We start from the raw sequence: 24,749 nt of genomic DNA on the forward strand, positions 1-24,749 counted from the left end.
AGGTCTACTGCCGGCCCTGGCGGGGGGGGAGCCGGCCGTGCGGTGCGACCGGCGGCGCGGCGAGGAAGGTCAGTGGTGCGCGTGGCCCATGTCCGCGGAGTCCGCCGCGTCCGCGGACTCCGAAGCGCCTGAGGTGTCCGAGCCGTGACTGCCATGTCCACTGTGCCCGCCGTGTCCCGGGTCCCCGCCGGGCACGCTGCCGTCCGCCCGGGTGACGGTGAAGAGCCCGGCCATGCCCATGTCGGAGTGGCTCTGCACGTGGCAGTGGTACATCCAGTGCCCGGGACCGACGTTCTCGCCCGCGACGACCTGGAAGCCGAAGGAGTCGCCGGGTCCGCAGATCTTGTTGTCGATGACCTGGCTGGTGTCGTCGGGTCCGGCGAGGTAGCCGGTGCGGTTGTCGGCCCACCGGTGACCGTGCACGTGGAAGGTGTGGTACAGCTCCCCGTGCGTGATCACGATGAACTCGCAGCGTTCGCCGAGCTTCGCGGTGAAGTTCGGGGCCTGCGTCCTGTTGTTGGTCGTCATGTCGTTGAAGACGACGGTGAACTGGTGGTCCGGCACGATGTCGTCCTGGCGTCTGACCACCAGCGGCCCGTACAGGCCCTTCTGAAGTCCGCCCGTCCCGTGGTCGGTTCCGACGACGTGGTCGTGGTAGTTCCAGTAACCGGCGCTGCCGGCGATCACCGTGCCGTCCTCGCGCGTGCCGGGGGCGTGGCTGTTCCAGGTGTACAGCCGGGACTCGCCGGGCTCGACGATGCTGTTGGTCATGCGCGTGCCGTCGCTGTCGATCGTGTAGTCGACGCCGTGCACGTGGAGGCTGACGGCGACATCCGCGTTGTTGACGAGGTCGATCTGGAGGGTGTCGCCCTCGTACATCTCCAGCAGCGGCCCGGGTATCTGCGCCTCGCCGGGGGCGAGCCCGTAGCCGAGCTGCCCGTTCGGAAGATTCTCCGCGTACATGGTGATCCGGCGGACCTCGGCCCGTGGCGCCGCGGCGGGCTCCGAGGTCGATCGCAGGGCTGCCGTCAGACCGGCCGGAGCGATGGCCGCCGCGGCTGCGCCACCGGTGAATGCTCGTCGGGAAAAGCCTGGTCGCCGCATGTGCTGCGCCTTCCTGAGTCGGCGGTCAGGGGTCCTGATGGCGCCTCATGGTATGGCCGCGACAAGAGTTTGCCCACCCTCAGGACAAAGTTTCCACTTTCCTGGTCATAGTTATTGGCGACTCAGCAAAAGAGGTCTAGCTTCCTAGGGCGTTGCTGCTGTCACCTGAGAGGGGCTGGCGAGCTATGGGCCGCAAGCCACAGGTTTTGGCGCTCGCTGCGACCATGACCATCGCGCTGCTGGGCACCGCCCCGGCAGCCGCACAGAACGAGGAAACGAGCACGTTGCCGGGGGCCCAGGACCCGCTCGTGCTCGTCTTCCACGCCGCCGACGCACCGGAGGACAGAACGCAGGCCGGGATCTCGGCCATTGAGGCACTGGGGGCCGAAGGGCCGGCCGACGAGCACTTCGCGGTTGACGCCACCAGCGACCCGGCGGTCTTCACCCCGTCCGGGCTGCTGGACTACAACGCCGTCGTCTTCCTGTCCGCGGACGGCGCGGTGCTGAACGCGAACCAGGAGTCCGCGCTCCAGAACTACGTGCGGCTGGGCGGCGGGTTCGTCGGCGTCCACGACGCCGCTCTGGCCCAGCCGGAGTCGGAGTGGTTCACCGGACTCATCGGCTCCAGGCCGGAGGCGGGCGGCCCGGCCGACCCGCAGCGGGCCGTCGTGGAGGTCGGGGACCGCACCAACCCGGCGACGTCAGGACTGCCGCTGGAGTGGGCCAAGTCGGACGTCTGGTTCAACTGGGAGACCAACCCCACCGGCCAGGTGCACACCGTGGCCCGCGTGCGGGAGAGCACCTACGGGCCCGGCGAGGGCGCGGAGGGCTGGGACCACCCGATCTCCTGGTGCCGCGACTACGACGGCGGGCGGTCGTTCTACACCGGCATGGGCGGCACGGCGCAGAGCTTCACGGAGAACAACTTCCGCAAGCACCTGCGCGGCGCCCTGCTGTGGACCAGCCGCCTGGCGCGGGCCGACTGCCAGGCCACGATCACCGACAACTACGAGGCCGAACGGCTCACGGCACCCAACCAGCCGGGCGAACTCGACCAGATCGGCGAGCCGCACGGCCTCGACATCGCCGACGACGGCCGGGTGTTCTACATCGGCCGCGGCGGGCACTGGGCCGACACCCCCGTGGTCACGGACTGGAACGACCCGGAAATCGGGCTGGGCGAAGGCACCGTGCACGTCTACGACCCGGCGACCGAGGAGGTGTCCCTCGTCGCCACCCTGGACGTCTTCGGCAACAAGGGCGGCGGCGGCGAGCTGGTGAAGATCGAGGAGGGCCTGGTCGGCATCGTCCTCGACCCGGACTTCGCCGAGAACAACTGGATGTACCTGCACTGGACGCCGCACTCCGAGATCGACCGCGAGACGCACATGGGCGAACGCCGCGTGTCCCGCTTCACCCTGGACCAGGAGACCGGCACGCTCGACCTCGCCTCGGAACAGGTGCTGCTGTCCTGGCCGGTGCAGATCCACAGCTGCTGCCACGCGGGCGGCGGGATGGACTTCGACTCCGCGGGCAATCTGTACATCGCCACCGGGGACACCAACTCCTCCCAGTTCACCGATGGTTACTCGGGCAACAACCCGGAGCCGAACTTCGAGGGCGTCTCGTTCGCCGACGCCCGCCGCACCTCGGGCAACACCAACAACCTCAACGGCAAGATCCTGCGGATTCACCCGGAGGACGACGGGACCTACACCATCCCGGAGGGCAACCTCTTCACCGGTGAGGAGGAGGGCGGCGGCAAGACCCGCGCCGAGATCTACGTCATGGGCGTGCGCAACCCGTCCCGCATCTCCATCGACCCGCAGGACGACTCGCTCCAGGTCGGCTGGGTGGGCCCCGACGCCGCCGAGCCCAGCACCACCTGGGGCCCGGCGAAGTACGACACGTTCGCCGTCATCACCGAGGCGGGCAACCGGGGCTGGCCCTACTGCATGGGCAACAGCCAGCCGTACCGGGACCGCAACCTGCCGGACCCGACGCAGCCGCTCGGCTGGTACGACTGCGACGCCCCGAAGAACGAGTCCCCGAACAACGACGGCCTGGTGGACATCCCGCCGGTCACCGACAACAACATCTGGTACTCCCCGCAGGGCGGCGGTCCTGACTTCCCGCGCAACGCCGAGGGCGTCCCGAGCTACGAGCTCGACGAGCAGACCCTGCGGCTGCCGTGGCTCACGGGCGGCGGCCAGGCCGCGATGAACGGACCCGTCTACCGGTACGACGACTCCCAGGACAGCCCGGTCGCGTGGCCGGAGTACTGGGACGGCAAGTGGTTCGTCGGCGACCACTACGACGCCGACCAGCCACGGCACGCGGTGGTCATGGACCCGGCCAACGCGGGCAGCGGGGGACTTCCGGTGCACGCGGAGAGTCTGGACGAGATCATCCCCATCGGTGAGGGCGGCATCCGCAACCTCATGGACTGGAAGTTCGCGCCCGACGGCTCGATGTACGTCCTGGACTACGGTCGCGGCTTCTTCACCGTGACCGGGGAATCCGCGCTGTGGCGCGTCACCTACACGGGTGGCGAGGCGACCCCGCTCCCCCAGGACCTGGCCGGCTAGCGAAGCAAGGCTCCGAGAAGGACGGAAACACGTATGACGCACGGCAGTGTCCTCGGGGGCGGTCCCCGAGGCCCGAGACTCCTCTCCCGGGCGCCCACGACACGGCGCCTCCTGGCCCTGCTGGTGACCCTTTGCCTGGGTGCGCTGACGCTGGTGACCCTCCCGTCCGCCCGGGCCGACGCGCCCCGCGGCGGGAGCGAACCGGCGGCGGTCCAGGAACTGGTCTGGACGGCCGGCAATGACCTCGATCGCTACGTGACCCAGCCGACCACGGCGGTCGCGGGCGAGACGACCATCATCTTCGAGAACAGCGCGGCCACTGGGAACACCACCAGCATGCCGCACACCCTGACGTTCGACACCTCCAACCCCGACTACAACAACGACGTCGACGTCAACATCATGGCCAACCCCAATGACGCCAACGGCGGGCGGTGGGAGGTCACGGCGACCCTGACCCCGGGCACCTACCGCTTCTTCTGCGCGATCCCCGGTCACGGGGCGATGCAGGGCGAGCTGGTCGTCACCGAGGACGGCGGCGGTGGCGAGGACACCACCCCGCCCGAGGTGACGCCCACCGTCGAGGGCGAGCAGGACGCCGACGGCAACTACGTCGGCAGCGCCACCGTCTCGTTGGCGGCCACCGACGAGGGCTCCGGCGTCGAGAGCATCGAATACGCCCTCGACGGCGGCGAGTTCGCGCCCTACGAGGCGCCGGTCGTGCTCGACACGGTCGGCGAGCACACCATCACCTACCGCGCGAGCGACGTGGCGGGGAACGTCTCGGAGGACCAGGAGACCACCGTGAACGTGGTCGAGCCCTCCGGCGAGGACACCACCCCGCCCGAAGTATCGGCCACCGTCGACGGCGAACAGGACGCCGACGGCAACTACCTCACCATGGCGACCGTCACCCTGGCGGCCACCGACGACAGCTCCGGCGTGGCCGGCATCGAATACGCCGTCAACGGCGGCGACTTCGCGCCCTACACCGAGCCGGTGATGGTGCACAGCGTCGGCGAGCACACCGTCAGCTACCGGGCGACCGACAACGCCGGGAACTCCTCGGAGCCCGGCTCGGCCTCCTTCACCGTCGTCGAGGACGACGGCGGTGGCGAGGAGCCGGCCGCCTGCCCGGAGTCCGACGACCGCCCGCTGGTCGTCGTCGGCGACGAGCTGACCAACGTGCCCAACCGCACCGACCGCGACGGCTGCACCGTCAACGAGCGGATCGAGGACGAGGCCGCCTGGTCCTCCCACGGCTCCTTCCTCAACCACGTCCGCCAGGTGACCACCGCGCTGATCGACGACGGCGTCATCGACCAGCGCGGCGCGGAGGAGATCAGGGCCGCGGCCGACCGTTCCGATGTCGGCGACCCCGGCAACCGGACGGGCTACGAGGACATCTTCACCGGCACCGCGCAGTCCCTCGACCGCTGGGCCCACGTCGGCGGCGGCGCGTTCGGGCTGAACGACGACGGCTCGATCACCAGCAGCACCGAGGTCGGCGGCATGGGGATGCTGTGGTTCCCCGAGCGGACCTACGACGACTTCGTGCTGCGGCTGAAGTTCCGCGACGACGCGCCCGGCACGGGCTCGGCGAACAGCGGGGTCTTCGTCGGCTTCCCGCGGGTCCACGGCCACCCGGAGGAGTCGCGGCCGGAGTGGGTGGCCATCAAATACGGCCACGAGGTGCAGATCTACGACGGCGCGGGCGGTGACCAGTACAAGACCGGCTCCGTCTACGGCTTCGACCTGGTCAACCGCGGCGAGGCGCTGACCACCCCGAAGGGCACGTGGAACGACTACGAGATCCGCGTGGTCGACCAGCACTACTCCGTCTACCGCAACGGCCTGCTGATCAACGAGTTCACCAACGCGCCGGGACAGCTGTTCTCGCCGCCGCGCGCCGACGACCCGGGCACCGACGGGCGCCAGCACGAGGCGGGCCACATCGGGTTGCAGACCCACGGCACCTCGGACGTGGTCTCGTTCCGCGACGTCCGGATCAGGCCCCTGTAACCGGCCACCGAACCGAACCGACCATCACCGACCCCCCACAGGGCGGAGGGCCTGCCGCAGCCGGCGGCAGGCCCTTCGCGTCCCGCGCGGCCGAGCGGTCGCCACCGGGCGCGGTCGCCGAGGAAGCTCATCAGCGAGGGAACCGGCACCATGCGGATCACCGTGGCGTCGATGATGACCACTGTCGCCGGCCCGATCCCCGTCACCTCGGCCGAGGTGTCGGGCAGGGCGGAAAACCGAGGAACACCACGGCTCCCGGACTTGTCCCGCACCTGGCCACGAGGGACAGCGTAAAGCCCGGCCGGCACACCGGGTGCCGGCCGGGCACATCGTCATCCGTGCGGACCCCGACTACTCAGGGCTGATGTCGCTCAGCCCGAAAAGGGCCTTCATGCTCTCGATCCGGCCGTCGGCGCCGACCTCGAAGAGATCCACCGCCTGAACGCGCACCCGGGGACCCTCGGCGTCCGTCGTGTTGATGAGCGAAGCGGTGAGCGGAACCGCCACCAGCTTCCCGTCGGCGGCGGCGGAGGGCCGGCCGGGGACGATGTTGATGTCGGTCCCCAGCACGGTGGTGAAGAACTCCCGCACCGCCGCCCGACCCTGGTGCTTGGCCTGGCCGTAGGGGTCCTCGACGACAGCGTCGTCCGCGAACATCGCGAGAATATCCTCGAGTTTGCCGGAATTCAGCTTGTCGAAGTATTCGAGAACGATGTCCTTGCGCTTCTGCTCGTCAAGCATCAGTTTCCTCTTGAAGGTCGGGGTGGGGGCTATGGCGAAGTGCTGGTAGTCACGGCTGTCGAAGGGAGCCGAGGGTTCGCCCAGCCAGTGCCGTTCGCGTTGGAAGACATAGGTCGGCAGCTCCGTCAGCTGGGCTCCGCGCTCCTCAAAGACCGCTTCCCAGCGCATGTCGCCGCCATGGGCGTACAGGCCGGCCGGGGCCGATAGGGCGTCGCGGACGGAGGTGGCGTGCAGGGCGATGGTGCCCGGTTCTGCCGTCCCGGTGGCGGGCGGCAGGGCCTGCCAGAAGCCGGAGCCGGCCAGGTCGTCGGCCGTGAGCGGCCTGGTGCTGCCCACCGTGAAAACTGGCAGTCCGGCCTCGCCGAACGCCACCGCGCCCAGCACGGTCGCCAGCTCCTCCACCGGCCGGTCCGACGCGAGGGCGCAGATCACCGCAGCGGCGTCCTCAAGTGTCAGCCAGCCGGCGGCGTGCGCAGCCGCCGGGCCACCGCTCTCCGCGGCCAGTAGCTTCTCCGGGCCGACGCCCCAGCTTTCGTAGAGCCGGAAGAGCGCCACCTCCCGCAGGAACGCTTCCGCCGAGGGCGGCAGGGAGGCAAGCCGGACATCCAGATGCGCCCGTGCCGCGTCCCATGCCTCCGCGAAGACCGGGAACGTGTCGTACAGCTCCTGGGCGCCGCCGCCGGCGCCGGTGAACAGCACCGCCGTCCGCAGGCGGCCCTCGGCCGGGGACGGAGGGGCGATGGCGTTCGGCGCGGTGGTGCCCGTTTCCACCGCCGCGAGTCCGTCGAGCAGTTCGGCCCGGTTACCGGCGAGGACGACGGCACGGTGCTCGAAGGCTGCCCGGCCGGCGGAGAGGGTGTACCCCACGTCGGTGAGCGACAGGTCGGCCCGGTCGACCAGGTGGTCCCGCAGGCGGCGGGCCTGGGCCCGAAGGGCGGCAGCAGACCGACCGGACAGCGGGAAGGGCAGGGCCGACTCCCCCGTCCCAACGGGCCCGTCAGGGGTCGGCGCGACGTCTGCTTCCGGCTGTTCCAGGATGAGGTGCACCTGGGTGCCGCTGGCGCCGAAGGAAGAGACACCGACCCTGCGCGGTCGGGCCGTCTGCGGCCACGGCTCGTTCTCGGTGACCAGATCGACGGTGCCGGTGGACCAGTCGACGTCGGAAACGGGCCGCTTGACGTGGATCATTCCGGGCAGCAGCCCGTGGCGCATCGACAGGATGCCCTTGATGACGCCGGTGACTCCGGAGGCGTTCTGCGAGTGGCCGATGTGGGACTTCACAGTGCTGAGTCGCAATGGTTCCCCGGCCTGCCGCTCGCGGCCGTACGTGGCCAAGAGCGCCTCAACCTCGACGGAGTCGCCGAGCTTGGTGCCGGTGCCGTGGCCCTCGACCGCGTCGACCTCACCGGGGGTCAGGCCGGCGTTGGCCATGGCCTGTTCGATCAGCTGCTGCTGCGAACGGGCGTTGGGGGCGGTGAGCCCGTTGCTCGCCCCCTTGTGGTTGACGGCCGAGCCGCGGAGCACGGCCAGGACCGGGTGCCCCAGACTGCGGGCCCTCGACAGCCGTTCGACGGCGACCATGGCGCCGCCCTCGCCCCATCCGGGCCCGTCGGCCTCGTCGGAATAGGGCTTGCAGCGGCCGTCCTCGGCGGCGCCGCCGGTCAGCTGGAACCAGGCGTACGGGTGGGCGAGCACGGTGACGCCGCCGGCGAGGGCCAGATCGCACTCGCCGTTGCGCACCGCCTGGGCGGCCAGGTGAAGGGACACGGCCGATGAGGTGCAGCCGGTGTCCACCGTGAGCGTCGGACCGTTGAGGTCCAGTGTGTACGCGAGGCGTCCGGAGGCGAATGCAGGGGACCCGCTGGCGCCGAGGTACGGCTCGCTGTCCTTGGGGATGCGCGGGCCGGGGTTGAAGCCCTGGTAGCTGATGCCGGTGAAGACCCCGATCTGCTCTCGCGTCCCGGCGCGTGGATTCACTCCGGCGCTTTCCAGGGTCTCCCAGGCGAGTTCGAGCAGGATTCTCTGCTGGGGATCGAGCACGACGGCCTCGTGCGGGGAGATGCCGAAGAACTCCGGGTCGAACTCAGTTATGCCGGTGATCAGCCCGGCCTCACGGATGCGCCGGAGTGCTCCCCCGAGGGGCGTGTCCTCCTCGTCCTCCTCGACCGCTCCCGAGCCCCAACCGCGGTCGGCCGGGGGCGCGCTGACCATGTCCCTGCCGTTGACGAGCGCTTCCCACAGTTCGTCGGGCCGCTCGATGCCGCCGGGAAGGCGACAGCTCATGCTCACGATGACGATGGGGTCCTCGTCGGGGGCCACGGCGGTCCCGGGCCGTTCCCGCCGCTCGTCGACGCCGACGGCACTGCCCAGCAACTCCCCCTGGAGGAAGCGGGCCAGGGCGCCCGGGCTCGGATGGTCGAAGACGAGAGATGCGGGAAGTGTCAGGCCGGTCGCGGACGAGAGCCGCTTGCGGAGGTCGGTGATGGTCAGCGAGTCGAACCCGAGGTCCCGGAACAGCCGGTTGGGGCCGATCGCCTCGGTGGAGGTGTGCCCGAGCACGGCCGCGGCCTGTTCGGACACCAGGTCGATCAGGATCGCCTCCCGCGCCGCCGGGGCCGCCGCGGACAGGCGCCGGGTCAGCTCGGAGGTCGACCGCTTTTCGTCGGCGGCGACGCCGGCGGCCTCCTGCCGAACCGCGGCGAGCCGCGCCCTGCGCAGGTCGGGCAGGTCGGACAGCAGCGGGCTCGGCCGTCCCGATGTGAAGCTGGCGGCAAAGGTCTCCCACTCGACGCGGGTGACACATACCGAGGTCTCCTCGTGCTCCACGGCCTGCACCATGGCGTCGATGGCCAGGTCCGGCAGCATCTCCCGAATCCCGCGCCGGCGCATGTGGTCCAGGAACGCCTCGTCGTTGACGATGGGGCCGCCGCCCCACACCCCCCAGGCGATGGATGTGGCCGTCAGCCCGCGGGCGCGGCGCTGTTCCGCGAGCGCGAGGAGGTGGGCGTTGGCCGCCGAATACGCGCTCTGGTTGCCGCCGCCCCAGACGGCGGTGTGGGAGGCGAACAGGACGAACGCGTCGAGGTGCTGGTCGCCGAGCAGTTCGTCCAGGTGACGGGCGCCGTCGACCTTTGCACTCCGTATCCGTTCCAGGTCCTCCGGCGTCATGGCATCCAGCGGCATGCCTTCGGTGGAGCCGGCGGCGTGGATGACGGCCGTCAGCGGCAGGTCGGCGGGGATCGTCGACAGGAGGGCCGCCAACTCGTCGCGGCGTGCGACGTCACACGCGGCGAGCGTGACCCGGACCCCGGTGGCGGTGAGTTCCCGTTCCAGCTCACGGGCGCCCGGCGCAGCATCGCCCTGTCGGCTCGTCAGCACCAGGTGCGCGGCACCGTTTTCGGCGAACCAGCGGGCGAGGTTGACGCCGATCCGGCCGGTGCCGCCGGTGATGAGCACAGTTCCGGTCGGCCGCCACTGGCGGGAGGGGGCCTTGTCGCCGAAGGGCGCCGGGACCAGGCGGCGGCCGAACACACCGGCGGCCCGCACCGCGACCTGGTCCTCGCCTCCTTCGAGTCCGGCCAGCACGGTCACCAGGCGCGCCAGGGCACGGTCGTCCAGGTGCTCCGGCAGATCGACGAGTCCGCCCCAGGCGTGGGGGGGCCGTTCCAATGCCGCGGCGCGGCCCAAGCCCCACTGCTCGGCCTGGAGGGCATCCGCGCCCGTGTCGGCGGAGACCGCCGACACGGCTTCCTGGGTGGCGCACCACAGCGGTGCCGGGACACCGGCGTCCGAGAGCGCCTGGATGAGCAGCATGGTGTGGGGCAGCGCCGTCGCCGGGTCGAGTGCCAGCAGGGACAGGACGCCAGAAGGCGCCGGGAGTGCGGCGGTGAGGTCGGTGAGGCGGGCGGCGAGCGCCGCTCTGGTCAGCGACGGCTCATCGAACTGGACGACGACGACCTCTGCACCGCCGGCCCGGAGGCCGCCGACGACGGTGGCGGCACGTTCCGCCCCGGCGGCGGGCGCCATCACGAGCCACGTTCCGCTGAGGCGGCCGGTGGCGGATACGGGGAGCGGCTTCCACGTGACGTGGTAGCGCCAGGAGTCGATGGTGTCGCGGGCCGCGTTGCGGCGACGCCAGAGGGCGAGCGCGGGCAGCAGGTCGCTCAGCGGGCGGTCGGCATCGATACCAAGTTCGGAGGTGAGCGCGGTGAGGTCGCCGCGGTCGACGGCCTCCCAGAAACGGGTTTCCGTTTCTTCGCCCGCGGGCGCCGGGGCCGTGACGGCCTCCACCTGCTGCTCAAGCCAGTAACGCTGCCGCTGGAAAGGATAGGTGGGAAGGCCGGCCACCGCCGTCATGGGGTCGCCCGGCAGGCTCGACCAGTCGACGCCGACTCCGTTGGCCCACGCCTCGGCCAGCGAGGTCAGGAAGCGGGCGGGGCCTCCCTGGTCCCGGCGGAGCGAGCCGACCGGGGTGCAGTCGGAGCCGGTGGTCTCCTCGACGGCCATGGTGAGCACCGGGTGGGGGCTGCACTCGATGAACACCGTGTGGCCGGCCTCCTCGAGGCACCGGGTCGTCTTCTCGAACTCCACGGTCTGCCGGAGGTTGCGCACCCAATAGTCGGCGTCCAGACCGGCGGTGTCGACCGGGGCGCCGTCAACGGTCGAGTAGAAGGGGATGTCGCTGGTGCGCGGCTCGATACCGGCGAGTTCGCGCAGCAGTTCCTCGCGGATCTCCTCGACCTGCGGGGAGTGCGAGGCATAGTCGACCGGGATGCGACGGGCTCGGACGTCCTGCTCCGCACACGCCGCGATCAGCTCCTCCACGGCGGCCGGGTCCCCGGCCACCACCGTGGAACTGCTGCCGTTGGCCGCGGCGACCGACAGCCGACCGCCCCAGCGGGTGATCAAGGCGAGGGTCTCCTCGCGGCTGCGGGCGAGGGAGGCCATGGCGCCGTGGCCGGCCAGCCGGCGCCCGATGAGGCGGCTGCGCCGGACGGCGACCCGGGCGCCGTGGGCCAGTGACAGGGCGCCGCAGGCCACCGCTGCGGCGATCTCCCCCTGGGAGTGGCCGACGACGGCTGCGGGCCGAACGCCGTGGGTCCGCCACAGCTCGGCCAGCGCCACCATGACGACGAAGAGCACGGGCTGCACCACGTCGACCCGCTCCAGGTCGGGGGCGCCGTCGGCGCCGCGCAGCACGGCCTCGACCGACCAGTCGGTCTCGGCCTCCACCGCCGCGGCGGCCTCGGCGAATCGCGCCGCGAAAGCCGGTGTGGTGTCCAGCAGTTCGAGCGCCATGCCGGCCCACTGGCAGCCCTGCCCCGGAAAGACGAACACGACGCGGTCCGCCGTTCCCGCGGTTCCCTCGATCACCTCCGCCGAGGGGCGGCCCTCGGCCAGGGCGTCGAGCGAGTCGAGCAGCGCGTCGCGGTCGGTGGCCAGGACCAGTCCGCGTTCGGGCAGCATGGCCCGGGTGCGGGCCAGGGAAGCGGCGAGTTCGGGCAGCCCGATCTCGGGATGGGCGGCGACGTGCGCACGCAGCCGGGACGCCTGCTCGCGCAGTGCGGTCCGGCTCAGGCCCGAGAGCAGCACAACTGCCGGGGTGCCGGGAGCGGCGGGCGGCTGGGGCCCGGGCTCGGCGGATCCGGCGGCCTCGGCGCGTGGGGGCTCCTCGATGATGACGTGCGCGTTGGTGCCGCTGATGCCGAACGAGGAGATGCCGGCGCGCCTGGGCTGTTCGCCCGCGTGCCACGCGCGGCTCTCGGTCAGCAGCCGCACCTCGCCTGTGTCCCAGTCGATGTGCGGGGAGGGCTCGTCCGCGTGCAGGGTCCTCGGAAGCCGCCCGTTCCGGATGGCGAGAACCATCTTCATGACGCCGGCGACGCCGGCGGCGGCCTGGGTGTGGCCGATGTTGGATTTGACGGAGCCGAGCCACAACGCTTCCCGGCCCGCACGTTCCTGGCCGTAGGTAGCGATCAGTGCCTGAGCCTCGATCGGGTCGCCGAGCGTGGTGCCGGTGCCGTGCGCCTCGACGACGTCGACGTCCGCCGGACGCAGGCGCGCATTTTGCAGGGCGGCGCGCATGACGCGCTGCTGAGCGGGGCCGTTCGGGGCGGTGAGGCCGCTCGATGCGCCGTCCTGGTTCACGGCGGAGCCGCTCACCACGGCGAGCACCGGGTGGTTGTTGCGCCGGGCGTCGGAGAGGCGTTCCAGGAGCAGGACGGCGCTGCCCTCGGCTGGGCCGAAGCCGCTGGCGTCGGCGGAAAAGGCGCGGCAGCGCCCGTCCTCGGACAGCCCGCGCTGCCGGCTCAGCTCGATGAATCCGTACGGGGTGGACATGACCGTGCCGCCGCCCGCCAGGGCAAGGGTGCACTCACCCTGGCGCAGAGACTGGACGGCGAGGTGGATGGCGACCAGCGAGGAGGAGCACGCCGTATCTATGGTGACGGCCGGCCCTTCCAGACCGAAGGCGTAGGAGACCCGGCCGGAGACGACGCTGGTCATGTTGCCGGTGCCGAGGTAGCCCTCCACCTCGGGGGGCATCGTCCGCAGCATGCTGGTGTAGTCGGAGGCGATCGTCCCCGCGAAGACGCCCGTCCGGCTTCCCTTGAGCGACAGCGGGTTGATGCCCGCCCGTTCGAACGCCTCCCAGGAGGTCTCCAGGAACAGTCGCTGCTGCGGGTCCATCGCGAGGGCTTCGCGCGGCGAGATGCCGAACACCGCGGCGTCGAAGTCGCCGACTCGGGGCAGGAACGCTCCGCCGCGCACATAGGTGGTGCCCGCGTGGTCCGGGTCCGGGTGATAGATCGTCTCCAGGTCCCATCCGCGGTCGTCCGGGAACGCGGCCACGACATCGCGTTCCTCGTCCAGCAAGCGCCAGAACTCGTCCGGGGAGTCGGCGCCGCCGGGGAATCGGCAGGCCATGGCGACGATCGCGATCGGCTCGGTGGCGGCGGCGCGCAGCTGCTGGTTCTGCTTGCGCATCCGGTCCGCCTCGGCGACGGAGGCCCGTAGTGCCTGAACCAGCTTGTCGGTGGAAGCGGTTGGCGATGAACTGGTCATGAAGGAGTCCACTCCTCAAGCGGTCAGGATTCGGTGTCGCCCAGAACCAGATGGATGAGGTCGTCGGCGCTCATGGCAGCGATCGACTCCTTGCTCTGGTCAGGCGCGCCGTCGTCACCGGCGTGGTCCTCGCCTCTGGCGAGCCGGATCAGGATGTCCGCGATGCCGGCCTTCTCGAATTGTTCGAAGGGCACGGTCGCGAGGGCACGCCGGATGTCGGCCTCGCCGAAGTCCTGGGAGGCCTCGGAGGACGTGGTGTCCGCGGGCGCGAGTTGGGACAGCAGCATTCCGGCGAGTGCCGCGGGCGTCGGGTAGTCGAAGATCAGCGTGGCCGGGAGACGGAGACCGGTGGCCGCGGTGAGCCGGTTGCGGAGTTCGACGGCGGTCAGCGAGTCGAACCCCAGGTCAGTGAAGCCGCGTTCGGGATCGACCGCCTGGACGGCGCCGTGGCCGAGGACGGTCGCGGCCTGGGCACGCACCATGTCCGTCAACTGCTGCGCACGTTCCGCGGCCGGGAGGGACGCCAGCCGGTCGGCGAACGATGCCTCCTCGCCGGCGGCCTGTCGCCGGGCGGGGCGGACCAGGCCGCGCACGATCGGCGGGATCTGCTGGGGCTCGCCGCCACCGAACGCGGTGAGGTTGAGCACTGCGGTCAGCAGCAGCGGCTCGTCGGTGCGCAGCGCGGCGTCCAGGAGGGCGAGTCCCTGCTCGTTCGTGATCGGCACAATGCCGGAACGCGCCATGCGCTTGTGGTCGGCTTCGGTCAGGTGTCCGGTCATGCCGCTGGCCTGTCCCCAGTGGCCCCAGGCCAGTGAGACCGCGGGCAGTCCGAGGCTCTGCCGGTGGTAGGCCAGCGCGTCGAGGAAGGTGTTGGCCGCGGAGTAATTGGCTTGTCCGGCGCCGCCGAAGAGGCCGGCGGCCGAGGAGAACAGCACGAACCACTGGAGATCCATGTCCGCGGTCAACTCGTGAAGGTGCAGCGCGGCGTCGAGCTTCGGCCGCAGTACCCGCTCGACCTGGTCAGGGCCCAGAGTGCTGATCATGCCGTCTTCCAGCACGCCGGCCGCATGGACGACGCCGACCAGTGGGAGGTCCTCGGGGATCTGGGCGATCAGCGCGGCCAGCTTGTCGCGGTCGGTGGTGTCGCAGGCGGCCAGCGTCACTCGCCCGCCCAGCTCCTCCAGCTCCTTGCGCAGTTCTTCCGCGCCCGGGGCGTCGGCGCCACGGCGGCTGACCAGGATGACGTGGCCGACGCCGTGCCGCTCGATCAGATGGCGCGCCACCAGCCGCCCCAGCGTGCCCGTGCCGCCGGTGATCAGCACCGAGCCCGCGGCCGGCAGCGGGCCCGGTACCCGCAGCACGTTCTTGCCCACGTGCCGACCCTGCGCCATCCACCGGAAGACCTCCGGAGCGCGCCGGATGTCCCGGGCCCGCACCGGCAGCGGCGTCAAGTGGCCCTGCCCGAGAGCGTCCACCAGCTCGCGCAGTATCTCGTTGAGGCGGTCCTCGCCGGCCTCGGGCAGGTCGAACGCCCGGTAGGCCACGTCTGTGCGGATGACCGCGACCTGTTCGTCGGAGCGCTTGTCGGTCTTGCCCATCTCCAGGAACCGGCCGCCGGGCGCCAGCAGCCGCAGGGAGGCATCCACGAACTCCCCCGCGAGGGAGTTCAGCACGACATCCACGCCCCGGCCGTTCGACACCGTGCGGAACTTCTCCTCGAAGCCCAGCTCGCGGGACGAGGCGATGTGGTCGTCGTCCAGGCCGAGCCCGCGCAGCACGTCCCACTTGCTCGGGTGCGCCGTCGCGAAGACCTCCGCGCCCCACCACCGCGCGAGCTGCACCGCGGCCATGCCGACGCCGCCCGCGCCGGCGTGGACGAGCACGGTCTGCCCCGCGGCCAGCCCGGCGAGGTCGCCGAGGCCGAACCACGCCGTCGCGAAGGCGATCGGCAGCGACGCGGCGACGTCCCACGACCACTCCGGCGGCACCGGCACCATCAGCCGCTCGTCAACGATGCCCACGGAACTGAACGCGCCGGGCATCAGGCCCATCACCCGGTCCCCGACGGCGAGCCTCTCGACACCGGGTCCGACCTCCACCACGACCCCGGCGGCCTCGGCGCCGGTATCGTCCTGACCCGGCAGCATGCCGAGCGCCACGACCACGTCACGGAAGTTCAGCCCCGCGGCGCGCACTCGGATGCGTACCTGCCCCGGGCCGAGCGGGTCCCAGGCGGCCGGTGTCTCCACCAGCGTGACGTCGTCGAGGGAGCCGGAGCGACCCACCTCCAGCTGCCAGCCGTCGGAGCCGGGGAGCACCAATCCTCCGCCGCTGCCCATCCGCCGGAGCCGAGGCACCAGGACACGGCCGTCCTCACCCGCCACGACTTCGTTCTCGCCCAGCGCGAGCGCGGCCCCGAGCGTGTCCCAGCCCGCGCCGTCCGCGCCCACGTCCACCAGTCCGAACCGTTCCGGGTGCTCGGCCAGCGCGGACCGGACCAGTCCCCGCACCGCCGCCGCGGCCATGTCCTCCACGCCGGTCCCGGCCGCGAGGCCGACCGCGCCGCGGGTCACGACGACGAGCCGCGACTCCCCCCACCGTTCGTCTGCCAGCCAGTCCTGGAGCACGCCCAGCACATCGAGGACCGCGGCCTGAACACGAGCGGGGTCGGGCAGGGAATCCGCGTCGGTCCGGGGCGGGGGGCAGGGCAGCAGGACGGTGTCCGGCACCGGCCGCCCACCGTCCACGGCGGCGGCCAGCGCGGCGAGGTCCTCGTGGACGGGCGCGGCGCCCAGATCGGGGACGAGGCCGGAGTCGCGCGGGGCGATGACGGCGATATCCGCTTCGAGTGCGCCCCCGGCTGTGGCGCCCGGGTCCGTCCACTCCACGCGGAACAACGAGTCGGCCAGGTCCTGGGACAGGCGGTCGGAACCGCCGAGTTCGGCGGGCCGGGTGAGGATGGAGTCGACCGCCAGAACGGGGCGGCCCACCGGGTCCGTGGCGGACACGGTCAGCGCCCCGTCCTCCGCGGTGACGGCCCGCACGCGCAACAGGGTCGCGCCGGTGGCGGAGAGGGCGAACCTGTTCCAGACGAACGGGAGGTGAACCTGGACCGGGGCGTCGTCGTCCGCGCCGTCCCGTCCGGCGGCGCTGAGCAGCCCGGCGTGCAGGACGGCGTCGAGCAGCGCGGGGTGGATGCCGAATCCCGCAGCCTCCTCCCGCTGCTCCTCCGGAAGTTCCACCTCGGCGAAGACCTCGTCGCCGCGTCGCCAGGCGGCGCGCAGGCCGCGGAAGGCCGCCCCGTACTGGTATCCGGCCTCGGCGAGCCGCTGGTAGAAGCCGGAGGTTTCGACGGCCTGCGCCCCGGTAGGAGGCCAGGTACCGTCGACAGGTTCGGGGGAAACCGCGCCGACGGCGTCTGTGAGAATTCCGCTGGCGTGGCGTGTCCACGGCACGCCGGTCGCCGCCCGATCCCTGGAGTGGATACTGACCGGCCGGCCCCCGGCCCCGTCGGGCGGGCCGACGCGGAGCTGGATCTGGACTTCCGTGTGCTCGTCGAGCACGAGCGGGGTCTCCAGGGTCAGTTCGTGCAGATGCTCGTGGCCCACCTCGTCGCCCGCCCGGACGGCGAGTTCGGCGAAGACCGCGCCGGGCACCAGCACGGTCCCGCCCACCGCGTGGCCGGCAAGCCACGGCTGAGCACGGCGCGAGATACAGCCGGTCAGCACGACGGTGTCCCCTTCCGCCAGCGCGACCAGGGCACTGAGCAAGGGGTGCCCGGCCTCGCCGATGCCAACCGAGCCAAGATCGCCGACGCGGGCGGAGGACGGCGCGATCCAGTAACGCTCCCGCTGGAATGCGTACGTGGGCAGGTCGAGGCCGACGGGCGGCGCCGGGAGCACAGGCTCCCAGTCGACCGGGAGGCCGATCGTGTGGGCCTCGGCCATGGCGAGCAGGAACTGGCGTGGTCCACCGCTGTCGCGGCGCAGCGTCTGGAGGGCAACGGCGGGGGCGCCGGCCTGCTCGAAAGTCTCGGTCAGCCCGAGGCGGAGGACGGGGTGCGAGCTGACCTCGATGAAGGTGTGGTGGCCGAGGTCGACCAGGTGCCGCACGGCCGTCTCGAACTGGACCGGCTGACGCAGGTTGCGGTACCAGTAGCCGGCGTCCAACTCGGCGGTGCCGAGGGGCTCACCGGTGACGGTGGAACAGAACAGCACCGGTGAAGCGATCGGGGTGATGTCCGCGAGGGGCTCGCGAATTTCCTGCTCGATCTCCTCGACCTGCGGCGAGTGCGAGGCGTAGTCCACGGCGATGGCCCGGGCCCGTACCCCGTCGGCCTCGCAGGCCGCCAGCAGTTCGGATACTGCCGCCGGTTCACCGGCCACCACGGTGGCCCTCGGTCCGTTCACGGCGGCCAGGGAGAGCCGGCCTCCCCACGGGGCGATCCGGGCGGCGACGGCGTCGGGCTCGTCGTTGACGGAGGCCATGGCGCCGCGGCCGGCGAGCCGGACGATGGCGGCGCTGCGCCGGATGACGATCCGGGCGGCGTCCTTGAGCGACAGGGCTCCAGCAACGTGGGCGGCGGCGATCTCGCCCTGACTGTGGCCGACGACGGCGGCCGGTTCGATGCCGTGCGCGCGCCACACCGCGGCCAGGGCGACCATGACCGCGAAGGACACCGGCTGCACCACGTCCACCCGGCTGAGGTCGGGGGCGCCGGGCGCCCGGGTCAGGACCTCGGTGAGCGACCAGTCGACCTGGCCGGCGAACGCGGCCTCGCAGTCGGCGATGGCCGCGGCGAAGTCCGAAGAGGTCGCCAGGAGCTCGCGGCCCATGCCCTCCCACTGGGCGCCCTGGCCCGGGAAGACGAACACCACGCGGCTGGGCTTGCCCACGGCTCCCCTGGTCCACTGGGGGGCGGGTTCGTCGGCGGCCAGGGCGCGCAGGCTGGCGATGAGTTCGCCACGGTCGGCGGCGACCGCCACCGCGCGCTGGTCGAACGCCGCACGGTGCCGGGTCAGGGCCGCTCCCACGGCGGCGATGTCGAGGTCGGGGCGGTCGGTGGCGAAGTCCGCCAGCCGCTCGGCCTGCGCCCTGAGGGCGGCCTCCGTCTTCGCGGAGATCACCCAGGGCACCACGGGGGTCTGCCAGCGGAGGCGGCCCTCGTCGGCCTGCTCGGCGGTGGACGGGACAGCTTGCTCGGGGGCCTGCTCCAGTATCAGGTGCGCGTTGGTGCCGCTGATGCCGAACGAGGAGACGCCGGCTCGGCGCGGCCTGCCGTGTTCGGGCCAGGGCCTGGTGTCCTCCAGCAGCCGGACGTCACCGGTGGACCAGTCCACTTGCGGGGAGGGCTCGTCGACATGAAGGGTCTTGGGGAGCACCCCGTGGCGCAGGGCCTCGACCATCTTGACGACCCCGGCGACGCCGGCTGCGGCGAGCGTGTGCCCGATATTGGACTTGATGGACGCCAGCCACAGCGGCTCGCCGTTCGTCCGCTGCTGGCCGTAGGTGGCGAGCAGGGCGTGTGCCTCGATGGGGTCGCCGAGCGTAGTGCCGGTGCCGTGCGCCTCGACGGCGTCGACCTGGTCGGGCGTGAGCTGAGCGTTGGCCAACGCCTGCTGGATGACCCGTCGCTGGGCTCGCCCGTTGGGGGCGGTCAGACCGTTGCTGGGGCCGTCGTGGTTGACGGCGGTGCCGCGGATCACGGCGAGAACGTTGTGCCCGTTGCGGCGGGCGTCGGAGAGCCGCTCCAGCAACAGAACACCGATGCCCTCGGAGAACGCGGTGCCGTCGGCCGCGCCGGCGAAGGCACGGCACCGGCCGCTGAAGGTGAGGACGTCGAGCGAGCTGATCCCGACGAACATCTCCGGCGACGCCAGTACCGTGGCGCCGCCTGCCAGCGCGAGAGTGCACTCGCCCGCCCGCAGGGCCTGGACGGCGTGGTGGATGGCCACCAGCGAGGACGAGCAAGCGGTGTCGATGGTGACGGCCGGCCCCTGTAGACCGTAGGTGTAGGCGAGGCGCCCGGCGATGGAGTAGAACCCGACCCCGGTGACGAGGTGGCCCTCGCTGCCCTTGACTTCCTCGGTGGCGCCCTGCGTATAGGTGGTTGCCGTGGCGCCCATGTAGACGCCGGTCAGGCTGTTCTTCAACGTGGCGGGCACCACGCCAGCGCGTTCCAGCGTCTCCCAGGAGGTCTCCAGCAACAGGCGCTGCTGGGGGTCCATGGTGAGTGCCTCCCTGGGCGAAATCCCGAAGAAGGACGGATCGAACTGGTCGGGGTCGGACAGGAACGCCGCTTCCGCGCCGTGCCCGCTGTCCGGCGGCCAACCGCGGTTCTCCGGGAAGCCGGAGACGGCGTCGCCCTCGTCCAGGAGAAAACGCCACAGCGCCTCGGGGGAGGTGGCGCCGCCGGGGAATCGGCAACTCATCGACACGACGGCGATCGGCTCACGCGCAGACGCGAGCAACTCTTCGTTCTGGTGGCGTAGTTGCTCGTTCTCCGTGAGCGACGCCCGAAGTGCCTCAATGATCTCATCAGCAGAGGTACTCATGGCGGTGATCTCCGTTCACATCAGTTGTCGCCGGTGACCGTGCCCCAGCTGTCGTTCTTCCGGCCCGTCCGGGCACACGCGCCGAACGGATCGGCGTGTCGGACATGGAGGATGGCGCTCGGACCCTGGGTCGATTCTGGGGGGCACGGCCGGCGGCCACCCTGGGACCCGCCCCCGGCCAGACCCCCAGACTCGTCCCCGGGACTGGTCCTGGCACGCGGAGTGCGGGCGTGCCAGGACCGGCCCTTCGGGGACACGCGGGGCTCAGGTCTGCTCCGGTCAGGGCTTGTTCTTGTGCAACGCCCTGTTGACGAGGTCCGCCACGTCCATGGCGGCGATCGCCGTCGCCTCCGGTTTGTCGGCCGCCTGGTCGGCCTCGTCACCGAGCCCGACCAGGCGGCGCAGAATTCCCATGACGCCCGCGTCACGGAACGTGGACATCGGTATCTGCGCCAGCGCCTTCCGGAATTCGCCCTCGAATGGGTCGGCATCGCCTCCCGGCGCGTTCTCCTGCGGAGCGATCTCGCTGAGCAGGTGCTCGGCCAACTCGGACGGCCGGGGAAAGTCGAACACCATGGTGGCCGGCAGCCGTATGCCCGTCGCCGCGCCGAGGTGGTTGCGCAGTTCCACGGCGGTCAGGGAGTCGAAGCCCGCGTCGCGGAACGGCTGGTCGGCGTCCACCCGCGTGAGGTCGGTGTGACCCAGCACGATTGCGGCCTGCTCCCGGACCAGCTCGGTCAGGATCGCGAGCCGCTCCGATTCGCCCGCCCTCTCCAGCTTGCGGCGCAGGTCCGCCGCCTCGGAAGCGGCGGACGTCTCGCCGCCCGCCGCCCGGCGGGCCGGGGCCGGGACGAGGTCCCGCAAGATCGGCGGGACGCCCCCCTCGGCCGCCGCGCGGGCCCTGAGGGCGGACAGGTCGAGCTGGACCGGTGCCACTGTGGGCTCGCCTCGCTGCAAAGCCGCGTCGAACAGCGCCAGCGCCTCCGTCGAGGGAATCGGCCGGACGCCGGCCCTGGCCACGCGGGCCCGGTCGGTCGCGGCGAGCCCGGCGGTCATCCCGCTGTCGGCCTCCCACAGGCCCCAGGCCATCGACACGGCGGGCAGGCCACGTTCGTGCCGCCGGGTGGCCAGGGCGTCCAGAACGGCGTTGGCCGCCGCATAGTTGCCCTGACCGGCGCCGCCCAGCACACCGGCCACGGACGAGAAGAGGACGAACTGCGCCAAGTCCAGATCGGCCGTCAGTTCATCGAGGTTGAGAGCCGAGTCGACCTTCGCCCGGATCACCCGCTCGATCTGCTCGTCCGTCAGGGAGCCGATCACGCCGTCGTCCACCACGCCCGCCGTGTGCACCACGGCCCGCAGCGGCCGGTCCGGCGGGATCGAGGCAAGCAGCCCCGCGAGCGCCTCCCGGTCGGAGACGTCGCAGGACTCGACCCGGGGTTCGGCGCCCGCCGCGGTGAGGTCGGCGGCCAGTTCCCTGGCGCCGTCGGCCGTCATGCCCCGGCGGCTGACCAGCAGCACGTGACGTATCCCGTGCTCCGTCACCAGATGGCGGGCGACCAGGCTGCCGAGCGTTCCGGTACCGCCCGTGATCAGCACCGTGCCGTCGGGCTCCCAGGCGCGCGGCATCCGCAGCACGGCCTTGCCGACGTGCCGCGCCTCGCGCAGGTGGCGGAACGCCTCGGGAGCGCGCCGCGCGTCCCAGGACCTGACCGGCAGCGGGCGCAGCGCTCCGCCGTCCAGCAGTTCGACCATCCGCGGCAGCCAGGCGGCGATCTGGTCGGGGAGGGCGTCGTCGAGGCCGAGTGACCGGTAGACCACGTTCGGACGGGTCGCCGCCGCCTCTGCTTCCCCGAGATCCTCGGCGCCCAGGTGCAGGAAGTATCCGCCCCGGGGCAGCAGGTCGAGGGAGGCGTCCACGAACTTGCCGGGCAAGGAGTTGAGTACGACGTCGAAGCCGCGCCCCTCGGTCTCGGCCAGGAACGCCTCGCGGAAGTCAAGTGACCGGGAGGAAGCGACGTGCGCCTCGTCCAGGCCCAGCCGGATCAGCGCCTCACGCTTGCCCGGACTGGCCGTGGCGAAGACCTCGGCACCGAGATGGCGGGCCAGTTGCACGGCCGCCATGCCGATCCCGCTGGCCCCGGCGTGCACGAGCACGGTGTGGCCCGGCCGGACGTCCGCCAGCTCGACCAGCCCCATCCAGGCCGTCAGGAACGCCGTCGGCACCGACGCGGCATCGGCGAACGTCCATCCGTCGGGAATCCGCACCAAGAGGCGCCGGTCCACCCTGGCCACCGGGCCGACGGGGTTCGGGACCAGGCCGAACACCCGGTCGCCCGGCGCGAGTCCGGTGACTTCGGAGCCAGCGTCGACGACCACGCCGGCCGCTTCGCCGCCCAGCCCGCGCACCGGCTGTTCGGGAAGCGCGCCCTGGGCCGCCAGCACGTCCCGGAAGCCCAGGCCGACGTTCCGCACGGCGATGCGGACCTCCCCGGGCAGCAGCGGCTCCTCATCGGCCGACGGGGGCAGCACCACCGGCGCCAGGTCGTCCGCTGTCGGGGACGCCTCTCGAACGGCAAGATGCCACGGGCCGTTGGCCGGCAGCGGCAGGCCGCCGGACTCGGCGGCCCGGACGAGCCGCGGCGCGAGAACCTGGTCACCGCGCAGCCGGAGCTGCGTCTCACCGGCGGCCAGGGCCGCAGCGTAGCGTTCGACGGCCGGCGTTTCCTCGTCCGAGTCGACCAGCAGGAGCCGGCCGGGGTTCTCGTTCTGCGCCGTACGGATCAGTCCCCACACCGCGGCGTGGGAGGTCACGTCCCGGCGAGTGATGAGCAGCAGCCTGGCGTCCGAGAACCGCTCGTCGGCCAGCCAGGCCCGCACCATGGCGAGCGCGTGGCCGAAGGCGCCACGCACTGCGGCGTCTTCCTGGACATGGTGGAGCACCAGCTCGGGGAGGCCGCCCTCGGCGAGCGCCGCCAGTTCCTCGGCGTTTTCCACCGTGGCGGTGCTCGGCACGGCCGTGTCGCCCTGGCCGGTGACGGGAACCCAGTCGAGTGTGAACAGCGAGTGGGCGCTGCGCGACGCCTCCCGCATGCTCTCCGCCGACATGGGACGCAGTGTCACGGAGTCGATGCGCGCGACGAGCCGACCCGCCGTGTCGGCGGCCGTGAGTTCCACGGCGCCGGCATCGGGGCCCGAGGGCTCCAGGCGGACCCTGAGCACGTCGGCACCGGAGGCGGCGAGTTCCACGCCGGTGAAGGCGGACGGCACCCAGGGCCGCCCGTCGGCCACAGGGTCGCGGTCGAGAGCGGTCGGGTGCAGTGCCGCGTCCAGCAGCGCGGGGTGCAGACCGAAGCCGCTGGTCATGGTGCCCTCCGGCAGGGCGACCTCGGCCAGGATCTCGGCCCCGCGCCGCCATACGGCGCGCACCCCCTGGAAGAGCGGGCCGTGGGCCAACCCCGATTGCGCCAGCCCAGGATAGAGGCCGGCCAAGTCGACCGTTTCGGCGTCAGCGGGCGGCCACTCGGCCAGGTCGACGGCCTGGCTGCCGCCACCGGCGGACAGGGTGCCGGTCGCGTGGCGTATCCATTTCTCGTCCCCCGGCTCGCCACCGGCGTTGTCCGGATGGCTGTAGAGGGAGAAAGTACGGGTGCCGGCCTCGTCGGGCCCGCCGACGGCTGCCTGGAGGTGTACGGCGCCGCTGTCGGGCACGATCAGGGGCGCCTCAACCGTGAGTTCCCCGACACGGCCGCAGCCCACTTCGTCGCCGGCCCGGAGGGCCATGTCGAGCAGCGCCGTCTCCGGCAGCAGCACGGCGCCGCCCACCTCGCGGTCGGCCAGCCAGGGATGTCCCACGGCGGACACCCGGCCGGTGAGCATCACTCCGCTGCCGTCCGCCATCGTGACGGCGGCGCCCAGCAGCTCGTGCCCCGCGGCCCGCACCCCCAGCTCGCCCGCGGCCTCCGTACCGCCGCCGGTGCGCAGCCAGTATGTGTCGCGCTGGAAGGGGTAGGTCGGCAGATCCACCCGGTGCCCGCCGGCACACACGGCGGACCAGTCCACCGCGACGCCCGCCACCCACATCCGGGCCAGCCCTTCCAGTACCGCGACCGGCTCTTCCCGGTCCCGGCGTCCCAACGCTCCCACAACGGTCCCAGCCGCTTCCCCCACGCACTCTCCTGCCATCCCCGCCAGGGTCCCGTCCGGACCGATCTCCAGCAGGTGCCGCACGCCCTCCGCCTCCAGCACGCCCACCGCGTCGGAGAACCGCACGGCCTCCCGTACGTGCCGGACCCAGTATTCGGCCGATGTCCAGTCGCCCTCACCCGCACGCCGACCCGTCAACGTGGACACCACGCCGCACCGCGGCCGGTCGAACCGAAGGCCCTCCACCACGTCGCGGAACTCCCGCAGCATCGGGTCCATCAACGGCGAGTGGAACGCATGACTCACCCGCAGCCGCCGCGTCCGCACACCCCGCCCCGTGAACACCTCGCCCACGGCCAGCACCTGCTCCTCCACCCCGGACACCACCACCGCCGACGGCCCGTTCACCGCGGCGATCCCCACCACACCGCCCACCGACTCCACCACCGTGCGCACCTCATCCTCCGGTGCCGCAACCGCCAGCATCGCCCCACCCGCCGGCAGCCTCTCCATCAACCGCCCCCGCGCCGCG

At 72.0% G+C, this 24,749-nt stretch carries 6 protein-coding genes; 2 read left to right on the top strand and 4 right to left on the bottom strand.

Features of this window, described 5'->3' with window-relative positions; genetic code table 11:
* Positions 1–69 precede the first annotated feature (69 nt).
* Entirely contained in the window at positions 70–1,104 is a 1,035-nt protein-coding gene (locus STBA_RS03950; RefSeq protein WP_077057895.1) for a multicopper oxidase domain-containing protein, read from the bottom strand.
* A gap of 224 nt (positions 1,105–1,328) precedes the next feature.
* On the opposite strand from STBA_RS03950, the gene STBA_RS03955 reads away from it, so the two are divergent.
* Both STBA_RS03955 and STBA_RS03960 read left to right on the top strand, forming a co-directional pair.
* Positions 1,329–3,692 carry a ThuA domain-containing protein gene (locus STBA_RS03955; RefSeq protein ID WP_253194507.1) on the top strand — a complete coding sequence of 788 codons (2,364 nt, stop codon included), beginning with the start codon at positions 1,329–1,331 and terminating at the stop codon, positions 3,690–3,692.
* Between the two features lie 33 nt (positions 3,693–3,725).
* Positions 3,726–5,714 carry a family 16 glycoside hydrolase gene (locus tag STBA_RS03960; RefSeq protein ID WP_079251702.1) on the top strand — a complete coding sequence of 663 codons (1,989 nt, stop codon included), beginning with the start codon at positions 3,726–3,728 and terminating at the stop codon, positions 5,712–5,714.
* A 351-nt stretch (positions 5,715–6,065) separates the two neighbouring features.
* Here the strand turns inward: STBA_RS03960 and STBA_RS36240 are convergent, their stop codons facing one another.
* The 3 genes from STBA_RS36240 to STBA_RS03975 all read right to left on the bottom strand — a co-directional run.
* The gene (locus STBA_RS36240; RefSeq protein ID WP_077057896.1) at positions 6,066–13,517 is read right to left on the bottom strand and encodes a type I polyketide synthase; all 7,452 of its coding nucleotides are present in this window, start codon (positions 13,515–13,517) and stop codon (positions 6,066–6,068) included.
* A 23-nt stretch (positions 13,518–13,540) separates the two neighbouring features.
* The gene (locus STBA_RS03970; protein WP_077057897.1) at positions 13,541–20,071 is read right to left on the bottom strand and encodes a type I polyketide synthase; all 6,531 of its coding nucleotides are present in this window, start codon (positions 20,069–20,071) and stop codon (positions 13,541–13,543) included.
* A gap of 279 nt (positions 20,072–20,350) precedes the next feature.
* Positions 20,351–24,749 (bottom strand): SDR family NAD(P)-dependent oxidoreductase (locus STBA_RS03975; protein ID WP_143659417.1); only part of this gene is annotated, 4,399 nt, incomplete at its 5' end.

Origin of the sequence: Streptomyces sp. MP131-18, from assembly GCF_001984575.1 — a bacterium.
Classification (GTDB): Bacteria; Actinomycetota; Actinomycetes; order Streptomycetales; family Streptomycetaceae; genus Streptomyces; species Streptomyces johnsoniae.